We start from the raw sequence: 14,874 nt of genomic DNA, 5'->3' as shown, positions 1-14,874 counted from the left end.
AAATACTATTTTTATTAGATAATTTTTTTAAAGAAATTATTCAATATAGAGTTGTTAATGTCATGTATCATAATTTTTTCAGAGTATTCATCAAATATTTTATTCCAGTCATTATTATCAGAATTTAACATAAAATTTTCAATTCGTCTAAATTCGTTTACATCATTCCTTGATGTCCAGCAAGGGCCTTCACTGATATTTTTACCTGGCCATGCAAATGAACATCCTTCTGCTATATCTAAAAAATTTCCACGGATTGAAAATCCGACAATCTTATTTCTTCTCGCAAAAGATTCATAACCTGCCGTACTATCAATAAATGCTGTATATTCAGCTTCATCTGAATATTTATATGTAGAATTTTCATGAATTTTTTTTAATAATTTAAATTCAATATCATTTGATATCATGGATGAAAAAAAATTATACTCTTTTTCTGAATTGCCAGAGCTATTTGAAGCTATTTCAAATTTAAAATTATTTCTTTTACAAAAATTAACTAAAAATTTTACAACTATTTTTTCTGCTTTATAAAAGCTTTCTCCTGAGTAAATTTTTTTACTCCGCTGATCATAAATACCATTTTGCATTCTATTTTCAGTAAATTGGGAAATGAATAATATTGTTTTTTTTTTATTAAGATTATTATTTATATTATTATTATTAGTAATTGAGCCAATAATTATATTTTTGGCTGTAATATATTCTAAGAATTTTTCCCCTGTTGACTTATTCATTGTTAATAAATAATCACACCCCAGATCTCTAATATTTTTATCAAATAAACTAAAAATATCATTTACAATTGCTCTCATTCCATTTTGTATAGATATTGAAATTATTTTTTTTTTTTTAAAAAAATTATATAATTCATAAAATGGATAATAATTGTCTATATAACAGACAATCATAGATGGGTTTACAAAATTAACATAATTTTTTATATAATTTTTCTTGAGACCAGAAAATCCATTTTTATAAATAGTTATAATAATAACAAAAATATTAATTTTTTCGCTCAATAGAGAAATTACCCCAAATTTTTTAAAAATATCAATTTTCTTTAATCTTACAAAGGACATTTCACTAAGAAAAATATATTTATTTTTTTTTGGTATTTTAAAATCAAGAATAGATAATAATCTAATTATTTTCATGTAAAAAAAAATCTAATAGCTTTACTCTTTTTTATCCATCTTGCAGGGTAAACTATTAAAATTGCTGTCATTACATAGAACAGATTTACAAAACTAAAATTCTCAATATTGTTTTTTTTTGGATTTTCAAGTTTTAAAGATATTTTTTCTGAAGGACTGTCTTGTATTCTTACAACTTGATCATTCACCTTAATAGTTCCTATTTTATGATCTATTCTGTTTCTGAATGCACAATTACCTAAACCTTCTAAATAATAATCATCATACCAATCATCAAATTCGCTACCATATATTGTTCCTTCAGGATGAAGTCCTATAAGTATCAAATGTTTTGATTCCTCTCTATTGGAAGGATATCTCCCATGCCACGTTCTATTAAAAAATAAACAAATGTCACCACGATGACCACGAATATAGGACAAACAAAATTTGTAAAGTTTAAGAAATAAAGGAGGTGTCAATAATTTTATTTCATCTAATCTAGCATCAATTAGATGAGTATTTTTTAAAAAAACTGTTGAACCATATATATTGAGATTATCATCTAATAAAATTGTTAAATTCATTTGCCCTGGTCCATCTTGATGAAGTCCTAATCCTTTATCATTTTTTGATGATTTTCTTATGCCGACATGATGAATCTTAAAATTTTTTCCAAGGTACTTCTCTAACAAATTGTTAATTTTAGTATTTTCAAAAATTTTTACTAAGATTTTAGATATTTGACTATTATGTTGATCAACTCTTTTTAATGCAAAACCACCACTTCCTATAGACTCATCATTAAAATCATTATTAGAAATATTAATGTTAGAAAGGTTATCTTTATTATTGATGGCTTCCTTCATTAAGTTTTTACTTTGAATAATTAAATTATCAATCTCAGAAACATTTAGAAAATTTTTTCCCAAATTAATAAAACCATCATTAAATAATTTTTTATCGTTCATATCTTAGTGCTATATTCTTTATTTTATTGATCCATATTTTTTTCCAATTATCATCAGTTCTTGCAAATTGATTAATGAATTTTCTAACTGTAGAAACTCTTTTTTTATTAGATATCCATTTTTTATCATCTTTTATGAAAATATTTGCATTTTTTATTAAATCATTAAGATTATAATTTACGATACCAGATTTTTTCAACTTAGTAAAAATAACATATGCACTTTTGTGTATTTGAATTATTTTTTTATCAATAAAACATAAAGTTGGTATTCTTGAAGCCAAGCACTCTAGAAATCCAGTTCCCGGCACATCCCATAAAACTAATTTACATTGAGAAATCAAATTAACAGTTAGCCCCTTGTCATAATTTTTAGAGAAATGGATATTGGGAAAATACTTAAGTTTTTTATTTAAATTTTGTGTAAAAAAATTATAATTTTTTTCATTATAAAATTTACAATATGTGGTTAAATTTTCTTTTCTTAGTAATTCAACAAGTTTTATAAAGTTTTGTAGAGCGTAAATATTTGTACTGGTATTAACATTATTAGTTCCAGAAGGTGCTATATTATATTCTCTAATTTTATTTGGCATTAACAAAATGTCATATTTTTTTATTGTTTTGTTAAATATTGCTTTGGTAAAATATTCTTTTCGCTCAGTAAGCCAAGGACTTGGCATAGGTAAAATTTTAGTTTTTATTTTATTATGATTATTAACTATCTTATCCCAACCCCAAGATAAAAAATAGTCTGCAGTAATATAATCCATTTCATAATATGTTGGGATTTTATCAATATAACCTTCATAGCCACCATGTTGAATTTTTACAATTTTAAAATCATTATTTTTTGCAGCACAATTATAAAAAACACTATTAGTATCATGATCTCCAGAACTTAAGATTATTTTATACTTAGAATTAATAATTTTTTTGTTTGCAAAATTTAAGTTTGCTTTAAAGTTTTCAAAAAAACTTAAAGGAAAAGAATTCATAATAAAGCAATCAAAAACTTGTGAAAGAAATTTATAATTTATATTTTTAATTTTAGAATTCGATAAAAAATTTACATAGAAGCTATCAGGAAGTATTTTAGAAAAAAAAAATGATCTTTGTTTTTTATTGATAGATATTTTTTTATAAGTCCAATTATAATTTAAATTTTTTAAAAAGAATATGTACCATCCGTATTTAAAAAATACGTTTTGTAACTGTGATAAATGAAGTGTGGGTATTCTAGATAAAATTGGAAAAAAACGAAAAAAAAATTTTTCTAAACGTAAAAAAAATTTTGGTAAAAAATTATGATTTAATGAAAATAAATTATTTTTATAATTATCATAAGTTTTTAATTTATAATCTATAAACATATATTCTTTATATTTTTGATTTTTTCTTTGGTGAGAGGCGTAAAAACTTTCAACAATAAAATTGAAAAAATATCTATTAAATTTTTCTTTACTTATACTTTCTTCAAAATCTTCAATTTGACTAAAATTATATTTGAAATTAATATTATTTGTATAATTTTTTTTTTTAAGATTATGTCTCGATAAAAGTAACAAATTTTCAAAAAAAAAATACGTAAGTGGAACTAAATTTCTTCTTATAATAATTTTTGATGCAGCATCATTAATATTAAAGTGCCTAGAAAATTTATTGGTTAATTTATTATCAATTAGATTGTAAGCTTTACTTAATATTTTTGACAATGAGATAAGGTCTTTATCATTCAGTACCCTTCTATTGTTCATTTTTTTTAATTTGATTTATTAAAAATATAACATTTGGCAGATGTACGCTAATAATCTTTTTTATAAAAATTTCTAAGCCATTTGACTCAGAAATTCTGCATAAAATTTTAAATATTTTTTCTATCTCTACATATAATAAAAATTTTAATGAAGTGTGATAATCTGGAATTTCAGTATAGTAATTTTTTTTTAGCAATTCATGAGCATATTTTAAATTTTTTATATTTGTATTTTTTTTATAAAATGCAAATCTCAATAAAAAAAAATATAAACATCTAAATGTTTGTGAATATTGTATATTATCAAAATCAAGCAGATGGATTCTATTTTTTTTATCTAAAACAATGTTCTCTGGATGAAAATCATTGTGTGTAAATGATTGGTGATAAAAAAAATTTTTTTTCTCTATTTTTTTTACCTCGTCTGCCCATGTACTTAACAAAGTATACCTTTTCATTATTTTTTTAATATTACTTGTGTAAATATTATTATCGTTTTTTTTTATTACTTTATTAAAAAAAATTTTGATATCTATTTTTTTTCTAAGCGAATAATTTAAATTATAAGGAATCTTAAGATGCTTTAAATTTTCTTTATCTTTAATGTTAAGCTCAGTCCAAAATTCTTGATGAACTTCGCTTAATACATGTATGGATTTTTTTAATAAATTTTTTTTGTTAATTTTATTATGTTCAATATATTCAGTTACACGCAATATACTTTTCTTATAGTTTGTTGTGTATTTACCAAAATCATTTTTTATAAACTTTTCTATTTGGTATTTTTTAGATAATTTTGAAATTATATTTGTAATAGTTGATAATCTTTTTTGGCTGTCTTTTTTTCCATAAATTTTGTCAGGCTCTTCAATTATTTTGATTAAATATTTATTCTTATTGCAAGTAAAATAAAATATTATGCTATTTTGGCCACTATTTTCAAATAATTTAAGATTACTTACCTTTCCAAGCAAAGAATATTTTTCACTCAGAATTTTTTTTACTTTTTGAATTGTAAAATTATATTGATAAATATTTTCCACCATCGATCATATAAATTCCACCTGTTAGATAATTTGCTTTGCTTGAACATAAAAAATTAGCTAAATCACCAACTTCATCTGGTTCTGCAAATCTACCAATGGGTATTTTTTTTAAAGATTCTTCGTATCCTTGTTTAAAAGATATTTTATTATTTTTGGCTTTTTCATAAATTATTTTCTTAGACCTTTCTGTTAAAACAGATCCTGGCGAAATAGTGTTGATGGTAATGTTATATTTTATTAGCTGTGTCGCTATACTCTTACAAAGACCTGCTAATCCAGGTCGGAAATAATTTGATAGATCTAATCCAATTATGGGTTGTTTAACAGACATTGAGCTTATAACTATTATTCGCCCAAATTTTTTTTTTTTAAATATTGGTATTGTTTTGTTTAAAATATTTAAAAAACCAAGACAATGAATATTAAAATTTTCAATCCATATTTTTTGTTTAATTTTATCAAAATTTCCTAATTGTGGTCCTCCACTACTAAATACAACTACATGAATTTCTTTAAATTTTTTTTTTGCTTCTTTGATAAATTTATCTGTATGATTTTTTTTTCCTATATCACCATTAAAAATAAAAATTTTTCCCTTAAACTTGCTAAATTCATTTTGTGTTTTAACTAAGTTTTTTTTATTTCTAGAGAATAGAAAAACATTGTTCCCCTCTTCTAATAACTTCTTAGCACAACTTTTTCCTATACCGGCACTGCCACCGAAAACTAAACAATTTTTAATCATTAATCATATTCTAAATTTTTGAATGATATTCTCAATTTTTGAATGGTATTTATAATATTTATTTAAAATTTTATTTTTAAATGAATCAATATATGATCTTTCTAGCATATTTTTGTCATTAAAATTACTCAAATAATTAAAAATATTTATATCATCGTGTTTTATCATATCATAATTAAATTTTCTTATTTCTAAATCTTTTCTTCTTCCAAAGTTAAAATTTAAATGAAGTCTTGATTTATTTGTTTTATTTTCTGTTGCTGAATGCAATGAATTACCAGAGAAAAAAATCACTGTTCCCTTTTTTCCTTGAATCTTTTTAATTTCATATTTTAAGTCCATAATAGTTTTTTCATCTATTCCAATGTCCGACGCCCCAAGCAAGTTTATATTTTTTTTTATATTTTTTTTTAATCTCAAATGATCATTAATATTTAAATAGTCTAGATGAGTTTTTGGACTAATTCTAAGTGGTGCTAAATCTTGGTCTACATCGGTTAAATACATTAATATATTCAATACAAATTTTTTTTTTTTAACAAAAGATAATGGACTATTTACAAAGCCTGGTAAATCTGTGTGCAGTTTTTTGGGCTCACCAATACATCCTGGGTACACTTTTGTTAATGATGATGTGTGTAATGAAATTTTTTTTGTATTTAATAATTTTTTTACACATAATTGTAAATTAGAGTTTTCAATATAGTTACTCAAACCATGTTCTATTTGATGCCCCATACAAATTGCCCTTCTTGCATTTAAAATATTTTTATTATTAGTAATACCATTTTGGATATATTTAATATTTTTATGATCTATAATAAAATCTTTTGGATTATATTTTTGTGTATTTTTTTCTAAAGAGCCATCTTCATAATTAAGAAAAAATTTTTCACAAATATTATTTAGGTCATATAATTCTTTATCATTATATATAATATTTGGTTCTACTACTAGATAGCCGTTATCTTTAAAAAAACTTATTTGATTTTCAGAAAGCATTTTATTTATTTATTTTTAACATATGTTCTGCAATTAAAAAATCTGTCTTTTCATCTATATTAATAGATCTTTCATCTGGCATTATGTATGGTCTAGATATTTTTCCAATTTTTGATTTATATTTTTTTAAGGTATTCCTTGATATCGCATATATGGAGCCATTTCTAATGTATGCATAGGGTTTTAAGTCTTGTCTTCTGGTTCTTTCATTTTCCGGTAACACAAAGTTAAAAATTCTATCATTTTTGATTTTTTTTATTCTTATTGGGTGATGATCATAAAGTCTTTGAACTGATATAACGGTATCTGACTTTGTTTTATAAATTTTTTCAATGCATGAATCTATATCTTTGAAATTTTTAAGAGGGTTTGTGCACATAACCTCAACAATGTAATCGAATTTTCGATTTGTCATACTTTCATATTTATTTAGGGCATGAAGTAGGGCGTCCTGTGGTGCTGAGTTATCTTTTGAGATATTTTTTGGTCTTAAAAAAGGAACTTTTGCACCAAATTTTCTAGCAACACTGGCTATTTTTTTTGAATCAGTGCTAACTATATAATCGTCAATATATTTTGATTTCAAAACCTCTTTTATTGTATACGCAATGAGTGGTTTTCCTAAAATATTTTTTATATTTTTATTTGGAACTGCTTTTGACCCTCCCCTGGCTAGTGTAATAGCTAAGATATATTTTTTTTTTATCATTAAATAATATTTGAGTTAAGCATGCCTAATCCATCCACTGTTATTCTGATATTATCTCCTCTTTTAACCTTAGGCTTAGGTATTGCTGATCCAGTGCATATCAGGTCATTTTTATTTAGTGTAACATATTGACTTAAATTACTAATAATTTGCTCTATATTCAATATTAGATTCTGCGTATCAAAAGATTGAATAAGCTTTTTATTTACTATCGTTTTAATTATAAAATCATTTTTTTGATGACCTAATTTAATTGCTGGGCCAATTGGAAGGAATCCATCTAAACTTTTTCTTAATAATATGCTGTCTTTTTTCAAGCTCATCAAATCTCTTCCAGAATAATCATTACAGATTAAGTAGCCAAGTATATAATTTTTAGCCTTATCTTGTTTAATATTCTTACATTTTTTTTTTATTACCACACCAATCTCACCTTCTACTAAAATACTTTTATAACATTTATTTAGAAATGTTTTTTTATTAGACGCTATCAAGGAATTCTTATTCATCATAAAAAAATCTGGACTTTTATTAAATTGTTTTATTAATTTCTGACTATAATTTTCAGTATAATTTTTTCCAACACCAATTATACTATTAATTTCGATCGGTATTAAAAAATCTTTTTTTTTTAGTTTAATAAATTTTTTTTTATCAACTTTTTCTAATTTAAATTTATCTAATTTTTGAAAAATATTATCTTTAATGGGCATGACATACCCATTCCATTTTTTAGTTTTTATTTTCGAAATACTTTTTTTATCTAAATTTCCTATTATGGTTTTTATGAATTTCATTGTTAAATTTTATCTTTTTCTGAAACAACACCCTCGTTAATATAATATACCTTATCACATTTTTTTATTAGCTCTGGTTGATGAGTTGCAAATATTATTGTTTTTTCTTTTTTAAAAGAATTTAAAGAATCTAAAAATGAAATTGCAGTATCATGGTCCAAATTAGCTGTTGCTTCGTCTAAGATTATAATTTCAGGATTGTTATATAAAGCTCTTGCAATACCTACTCTTTGCAATTCTCCACCCGAAATCTTAATGCCTCTATTTCCAACTATTGAATTGATATCGTTACCTTCTTTTTTTATAAATTTATCTAATTGAGAAAGATTGATGGCATCATTTAATCTGCTATAGTCTATGTCTTTATCATCAACACCTAGTGCAATATTTTTTTTAATACTGTCATCTAGCAGATAAATGTCTTGTGGCACATATCCAAATAACTTTTTATAATTAAATTTTTCTAAATCTAATTCTATTTCATCTATCTTAATTTTTCCTTTATTTGCAGTTAAAAGACCCATTATCAAATCAATGATTGTTGATTTGCCACTTCCTGATTTTCCAACCAAAGCTACAAATTGTCCTTTAAGAATTTCAAATGATGCACCTCTTAAAATTTTTTTATCTCCAAAATTAAAATATACATTGTCTAATATAATTGACTTTGCAAATTTTGGTACATGACTTACCATCTCTGAACTAAAATTTTCTTTCAACATTAAATCATTTCTGATCAGATCAAATGATACAAATAAATCTTTTACCACTATTAAATTTGCATTAATTCTACTGAAGCTTGGATATAATCTAATTGCAGAAATAACAAATAATGTCAGAACACCAATAAATTCTTCAGTTGAAGAAAAATTGTCTTTAAAAAACATAATAAAACTAACAATTAATACAATTATAACAAATTCCAATATTCTTTGTGGCAATTGACTAACCATTGTTTTGTATATTTTTAGTTTCTCATGTTTACTAAAATATTCTTGAAATATTTTAGTAAAATAATTTTCTTTTTGTAGGATTTTTATGTCTTTGATTGATCCTATAGTGTGATTCACTAGTTTTATAATTTCAGAACGCATAGTTTGGCTTAATAAACCTTTTTTTCTAACTCTTTCTCTTAATAAAATATAAAATACTATAACAACACTAGCTAAAGAAATTGTAATTGCTAAAGTCATCCAAATATTTACAAATAATAACAGTATAATTATTGAGATTATAATTAAGCTCTCTTTAATTACAGTCATTATCCCTTCAATATACCCTGCTGCAAAATCTATTTCTTGTGAAATATTTCTGATAAGTTTTGATGGGTTATTACGTGTATGAAATAAATAATCTTGACTAATGTATTTCTCAAACAATCTAAAAGAAACAGATTTCCTAAGAGATGAAAAGAAAGAAATCTCAAAGTACATCAGAAAGGATAAGAAAATATTTTTAAATAAAAAGACAAAAATTATTAAGTATGATCCATATAAAATAAAATCTTGTAACGCAATAAAAGATAAAAAATTTTCAAATATAGAATTTTTTGCTAATAAAATTATTTTTTCAGGTTTAATTAATGCAAGTACCAATATTGGTATCACTCCTATACTTATAATTTCTAGAAAGGATGAAACTATATGGAGAAATATTAAAACAGATATTTTAAGTTTTTGATCAAATGTTAAGAAAATATTAATTTTTTTTTTCATTGATTTTAATTTTTTTTGAAATTATTTTTAGCATAGTTTTTTGTGCTGACCATTCTATTTGGAAGTTGATATACTTTTTTTGAATAAATTAATATCAAGCAATTCCTCTTTAAGTCTTTTTATATTCAATATATTTAACTTTTTCCCTATTTTATAATATTTTAATTTCTTGATGTTTAACTCAAATTCTTTATTAAAACGTTGATAAAAATATAACCAGTTAATATTATGCGATAGACATTCATTTGTAAGGCCAGGTCCTGGTTTAATTATGGCGTACCTAATTTTAGAAAACATTCCTTCCTTATAAGTTGCTAAAGTAATTTTAATTTTTTAATAATTTTTTATATAAATTGTATTTCTTTACGCATATTTTTCTAGTATAAATAGATATTTCTTAAATTTTATTATGCAATATTGTGTTCAATGTCTTTATCCCTCTACTAAACCTGAGCTAAAATTTAATTCTGATGGTGTATGTAGTGCTTGTTTTTCTTATACACAACGAGTGGAGATTGATTGGGTTAGTAAAGAAAATCAATTTGCTGAAATCGCTAAAAAACACCAAAAAAAAAATGCTACATACGACTGTATTATTCCAGTAAGTGGTGGCAAAGATAGCACTTATCAGGCTTTAAAAGCGGCTGAATATAATTTAAAACCTTTATGTGTTAATTCGACTACTTGTGACTTATCTACTTTAGGTAGAAAAAATTTAGATAATATTAAAAAATTAGGTTTTGATGTAATTGAATACTCACCTAATCAAAAAATTAGAAAAAAATTAAATAAACTTGGGTTAGAAATTGTTGGTGACATTTCTTGGCCAGAACATGTTGGGATGTTCACAATACCGATCACAATTGCAAAAAAACTGGGTATTAATTTAATCTTATGGGGGGAAAATTCTCAGAACGAGTATGGTGGACCTATTGACTCAACAAATAGCGATAAATTAGATCGTAGGTGGCTAGAGGAATTTGGTGGAATGAATAGTTTGAGGGTAGAGGATTTAATTAATACTTATGGTTTTAAAAAAAAAGACCTAATACCCTATATTTATGAAAAAAAATATAACAAAATATTTGGGTATTTTTTAGGTCATTTTTTCCCTTGGGAAGGTAAAAAAAATGCAGAAATTGCAAAAAAGAATAATTTTAAATACCATCATAAAATTGTTGAAGGAACATGCTCTAAATATGAAAATTTAGATAATTACCAAACTGGTATTCATGATTATTTTAAATATCTAAAATATGGATTTGGAAGAACAACAGATATGGTTTCATTGATGCTAAGAAGAAAAGAAATATCTAGGTCTCAAGGAATTTATTTAATAAAAAAATATGATGGAAAATATCCAAAAGAATATTTGGGTAAACCATTAAAAAAAATTTTGGGAGATATAAATGTGACTCTTGAAAAATTCAATGAAATATGTGATCAATTTACAAATCGTAATATTTTTAAAAAAAATAAAAATGGAAAAATTTTAAGAGATAAAAATGGAAACCTAATGCTAAAATTTATACTGAAATAATGTTAATTGTTTTAGATACTAAGGTTTGCAATTTAAACTCATGGGTAGGAACTTTAAATTCCTTGAACCAAAAATTTAAAATAATTGATAATAATAACTTTCAATCAAATAGAGTAAAAAAAATGATATTTCCTGGAATTGGAAATTTTTTAGAAATAGCTCAATATCTAAAAAGAAAAAATCTTGATAAGTTAATTTTACAATTAATTAAGAAGAAAATACCAATTCTCGGAGTTTGCATGGGCATGCAAATTTTATTAAATGAAAGTGAAGAAGCTCCAGGATTTAAAGGCTTGGGAATAATCTCAGGAAAAGTTAAGAAAATTAATACAAAAAAAATCCCCTGCCCTCATAATGGCTGGAATAATAGCTCTATTATTAAAAAGTCTAAACTTTTTCAAGGAATTAAAAATTCAGAGAATTTTTATTATAATCACAGTTATTATTGTGATGTGGATAATAAAAAATTAATAACAAGAAAACTATCGGATGGCAATATTGCAAGTGCATTTGAGCATCAAAATATTTACGGCGTACAATTTCATCCTGAAAAAAGTCACGAACAAGGTAAAAGGTTGTTGAAAAATTTTTTATCTATTTAGGTATGCTAAAAAAGAGAATAATACCTATTTTGCTTCACTATAAAGGTAACTTAGTAAAAACAAAAAACTATGAAAATATTAGAAATATTGGAAATCCTGATCAAATCTTTAACGTGTTTAAAGATAGAAACCTGGATGAATTAGTTATAATTGATCTTGCAGCTTCAAAAGAAAAATTAAAGTTTGATACCTCTATATTAGATAATTTTTCCTATAAGTGTAATATGCCACTAATAGTTGGTGGGGGTCTAAATACTACCGATGATGTTGAGTTGGTTTTAAATAAAGGTGCAGATAAGATTATCATTGGATCAAGTGCTCTCAATAATCCAAAAATAATTAATAATATTGCAAAAAGATTTGGCTCACAAAGTATTATGCTATCTATTGATGTAAAATCAGAATATGGAAAATACTTTATATATTCCCATAGTGCAAAAAAAAAACATACAGTAAATATTATTGAATGGATCAAAAAAGTACAAGACCTAGGTGCAGGTGAAATTTTACTTAACTCCATAGATAATGAGGGGACAATGAAGGGCTATGATTTGCAATTATTAAAAAAAATTCATTCTTTTTTAAAAGTGCCACTTGTTTTTAATGGAGGTGCTGGAAAAATAGAAGATTTTATAGAAGTCCTAGAGAATAAAAAAATCATGGCTGTGGCTGCTTCAAGTGTTTTTTTATTTAGTGAAATAACTCCAAATATGATTAAAAAACGAGCCTTAAAAAAAAATATTAATGTTAGAATCTAAAAAAAATAATTATGCAATTTTTATTCAAGTAAGAATGAGTTCATCAAGATTTCCTAATAAATCATTAAAAAAAATAGATGGTACACCACTTTTTTTATATATAGCAAATAATTTAAAAAAACACTTCAAGAATTTAGTAATTTTAACCTCAACAGAAAAAAGTGATTTGAAAATAAAAGAACTATGTCAAAAAAATAATTTAGATTATTTTTTAGGAGACTTAAATAATGTTTTAAAAAGATTTTATTTTGCCAATATGGTTTATAAATATAAAAATATTATAAGAATCACAGCTGATTGTCCTTTTGCTGATCCAAGTATAATAAAAAGAATTATCAAAAATCATTTTAAATATAACAACGATTATACATCAAACATATTAAAGCCAAGCTTTCCTCAAGGTTTTGATGTTGAAATGTTTAAAAAAACTACGTTAAAAAAAATATATTTTAATGCAAAAAAAAACTATGAAAAAGAGCATGTCACATTATTTTTAAGAAATAATCAAAAGTTATTTAAATGTCAAAATATAGCATACCAAAAGAATTTATCTAATATGAGATTGTGTATTGATTACAAAAAAGATTTATTATTTGTTACAAAAATAATAAAAAAATTAAAAAAAAATAAATTGACAATAAACTATCAAAATATAATTGGACTAATTGAAAATAAAAATATTCCGCATTTTAATATACTTAATAAAAAAAATACATTTAAAAAAAATTTGATATTTACTTAATTTTCAAAAAATTTTTAATTTCTAATACTACTTTATTTTGTTGTTTAGCACTCATGTCATAGTATAGAGGGATACTAATACATCTATCATAATACGACTTAGTGTTTATTAAATAATTTTTTTCCAATTTTTTAAAATTACTGTGCATATAAATTGGAATATAATGAACTTGTGAAATAATATTTTTTTTATAAAGGTATTTCATAAATTTTAATCTAGTAGTCTTAAAGTATGAAAAGTTGATTATCAGAATATACAAGTGCCAAGCAGAGATATTTTTATTAAGTTGAGAGTGACCTAGCTTTATACCTGTAATATTTTTAAATATATTGTCATAATATTTAGAGAAAAGTTTCTTTTTTGTAATAAATTTTTTTATTTTTTTTAGCTGTGTAATACCTAGCGCACAATTAATATCGCTTAATCTATTATTTAGACCAGAAAATTTAACATTATATTTATGGTTAAAAGGGTCTTTATTTTTTACAATTCCATGACTTCTTAGTAACTTTAACTTTTCATAAAACTTTCTGTTATTAGTGGAAACTACACCCCCTTCCCCTGTGGTAATAGATTTTAACGGATGTAAGGAAAACGCTGCAATATCAGAATGTTTACATGATCCTATTTTTAAAAATCGATTTTTAAATTGATACGAAGCCCCAAGAGCATGGCACGCATCCTCAAGAATAAGAAAATTAAATTTTTTTTTTAAATTATAAAATTCAGTTATATTGTCAGGATAACCCCCTAAATACATCGTAACCAACAATTTAATTTTTTTTAATTTATTTTTTTTTATACACTCCTCAACTGAAGTACCTGTCATTTGTCCAGATAAAGGATCCACATCTGCTAAAAAAATGTTTGCATTTAACATTTTTGCAATATTTCCACTAGCAACAAAATTAACTGATGGCATTATTATGTTGTCACCTTGCTTTATTTCTGCAGCCATCATTGCGAGATGTATTGCAGAAGTACCGCTATTGCATGATAGCGCATATCTTGATCCTAGATATTTTTTTAGCTTTTTTTCAAAATTTAAAACATATGATCCAGTTGTAATAAGTGAGGCTTTTAGGCTTTGTTTAACTATTGTTAAATCATTACTGTCTATGTGTTGTTTGCCATACGGAATTCTAGCGATTGGTTTCATTTATGATTTTTAATTTTTTTGAAAAGTTTTGAAATTTTTCCATCATGAGAATTAATTGCTCTCAAAACTTTAACTACTGCTTTAGGATCATTTTTATATGCAATTCTCAAAATATTCATCCAATTTACATTATTTTTTGATCTAACTTTTTCTATTTGATTAATTATATTAATATTTTTATCCATAAAAACACTTGT

Annotated in this window: 16 protein-coding genes; 4 read left to right on the top strand and 12 right to left on the bottom strand. The window is 23.9% G+C overall.

Annotated features, from left to right (window positions below):
- Positions 1-14: 14 nt before the first annotated feature.
- From ABXT65_RS00720 to ABXT65_RS00675, 10 genes are read right to left on the bottom strand one after another with little or no spacing between them, the layout of a single operon-like run.
- Entirely contained in the window at positions 15-1,157 is a 1,143-nt protein-coding gene (locus ABXT65_RS00720) for an LA_1612 family putative O-antigen biosynthesis protein (RefSeq protein WP_415323591.1), read from the bottom strand.
- Positions 1,154-2,107, bottom strand: coding sequence for a hypothetical protein (locus ABXT65_RS00715; protein ID WP_415323590.1), 954 nt, complete (start codon positions 2,105-2,107; stop codon positions 1,154-1,156). Before ABXT65_RS00715 ends, ABXT65_RS00720 begins: the two co-directional genes overlap by 4 nt.
- Positions 2,097-3,863: a hypothetical protein gene (locus ABXT65_RS00710; protein WP_415323589.1), complete on the bottom strand. Its 1,767-nt coding sequence runs from the start codon at positions 3,861-3,863 to the stop codon at positions 2,097-2,099. The genes ABXT65_RS00715 and ABXT65_RS00710 overlap by 11 nt, the downstream gene beginning before the upstream one ends.
- On the bottom strand, positions 3,853-4,908 hold the full coding sequence (locus tag ABXT65_RS00705) for a phosphotransferase family protein (RefSeq protein ID WP_415323588.1): 1,056 nt from the start codon (positions 4,906-4,908) through the stop codon (positions 3,853-3,855). Before ABXT65_RS00705 ends, ABXT65_RS00710 begins: the two co-directional genes overlap by 11 nt.
- Positions 4,883-5,653, bottom strand: coding sequence for an SDR family oxidoreductase (locus ABXT65_RS00700; RefSeq protein ID WP_415323587.1), 771 nt, complete (start codon positions 5,651-5,653; stop codon positions 4,883-4,885). Before ABXT65_RS00700 ends, ABXT65_RS00705 begins: the two co-directional genes overlap by 26 nt.
- 3 nt (positions 5,654-5,656) lie before the next feature.
- Positions 5,657-6,655 (bottom strand): phytanoyl-CoA dioxygenase family protein, encoded by a 999-nt coding sequence (locus tag ABXT65_RS00695; protein ID WP_415323586.1) that lies wholly within the window; start codon positions 6,653-6,655, stop codon positions 5,657-5,659.
- Between the two features lies 1 nt (position 6,656).
- Positions 6,657-7,364: a cytidylyltransferase domain-containing protein gene (locus ABXT65_RS00690; protein ID WP_415323585.1), complete on the bottom strand. Its 708-nt coding sequence runs from the start codon at positions 7,362-7,364 to the stop codon at positions 6,657-6,659.
- Positions 7,364-8,161, bottom strand: coding sequence for a fumarylacetoacetate hydrolase family protein (locus ABXT65_RS00685; RefSeq protein WP_415323584.1), 798 nt, complete (start codon positions 8,159-8,161; stop codon positions 7,364-7,366). The genes ABXT65_RS00690 and ABXT65_RS00685 overlap by 1 nt, the downstream gene beginning before the upstream one ends.
- Positions 8,162-8,163: 2 nt before the next feature.
- On the bottom strand, positions 8,164-9,876 hold the full coding sequence (locus ABXT65_RS00680) for an ATP-binding cassette domain-containing protein (protein WP_415323583.1): 1,713 nt from the start codon (positions 9,874-9,876) through the stop codon (positions 8,164-8,166).
- A 54-nt stretch (positions 9,877-9,930) separates the two neighbouring features.
- Positions 9,931-10,173 (bottom strand): hypothetical protein, encoded by a 243-nt coding sequence (locus tag ABXT65_RS00675; protein ID WP_415323582.1) that lies wholly within the window; start codon positions 10,171-10,173, stop codon positions 9,931-9,933.
- Positions 10,174-10,285: 112 nt separating this feature from the next.
- Between ABXT65_RS00675 and ABXT65_RS00670 the strand changes: the two genes are divergently transcribed.
- The 4 genes from ABXT65_RS00670 to ABXT65_RS00655 are packed head-to-tail and all read left to right on the top strand — an operon-like array spanning position 10,286 to position 13,518.
- Positions 10,286-11,416, top strand: coding sequence for an N-acetyl sugar amidotransferase (locus ABXT65_RS00670; protein ID WP_415323581.1), 1,131 nt, complete (start codon positions 10,286-10,288; stop codon positions 11,414-11,416).
- Positions 11,416-12,018, top strand: a complete 603-nt coding sequence (gene hisH, locus ABXT65_RS00665) for an imidazole glycerol phosphate synthase subunit HisH (protein ID WP_415323580.1) — start codon at positions 11,416-11,418, stop codon at positions 12,016-12,018. The genes ABXT65_RS00670 and hisH overlap by 1 nt, the downstream gene beginning before the upstream one ends.
- Before the next feature lie 2 nt (positions 12,019-12,020).
- The gene (gene hisF, locus ABXT65_RS00660) at positions 12,021-12,776 is read left to right on the top strand and encodes an imidazole glycerol phosphate synthase subunit HisF (protein ID WP_415323579.1); all 756 of its coding nucleotides are present in this window, start codon (positions 12,021-12,023) and stop codon (positions 12,774-12,776) included.
- The gene (locus tag ABXT65_RS00655; protein ID WP_415323578.1) at positions 12,763-13,518 is read left to right on the top strand and encodes a cytidylyltransferase domain-containing protein; all 756 of its coding nucleotides are present in this window, start codon (positions 12,763-12,765) and stop codon (positions 13,516-13,518) included. The genes hisF and ABXT65_RS00655 overlap by 14 nt, the downstream gene beginning before the upstream one ends.
- Here ABXT65_RS00655 and ABXT65_RS00650 read toward each other — a convergent pair.
- Positions 13,511-14,677, bottom strand: a complete 1,167-nt coding sequence (locus ABXT65_RS00650; RefSeq protein WP_415323577.1) for an aminotransferase class I/II-fold pyridoxal phosphate-dependent enzyme — start codon at positions 14,675-14,677, stop codon at positions 13,511-13,513. The two genes, ABXT65_RS00655 and ABXT65_RS00650, sit on opposite strands and share 8 nt — an antisense overlap.
- Positions 14,674-14,862: a hypothetical protein gene (locus ABXT65_RS00645; protein ID WP_415323576.1), complete on the bottom strand. Its 189-nt coding sequence runs from the start codon at positions 14,860-14,862 to the stop codon at positions 14,674-14,676. Before ABXT65_RS00645 ends, ABXT65_RS00650 begins: the two co-directional genes overlap by 4 nt.
- Positions 14,863-14,874 lie beyond the last annotated feature (12 nt).

Origin of the sequence: Candidatus Pelagibacter sp. Uisw_127, assembly GCF_047722515.1 — a bacterium.
Lineage (GTDB): Bacteria > Pseudomonadota > Alphaproteobacteria > Pelagibacterales > Pelagibacteraceae > Pelagibacter.
The sequence above is the reverse complement of the archived record's forward strand: the minus strand, read 5'-3'. Positions and strand labels throughout refer to the sequence as shown.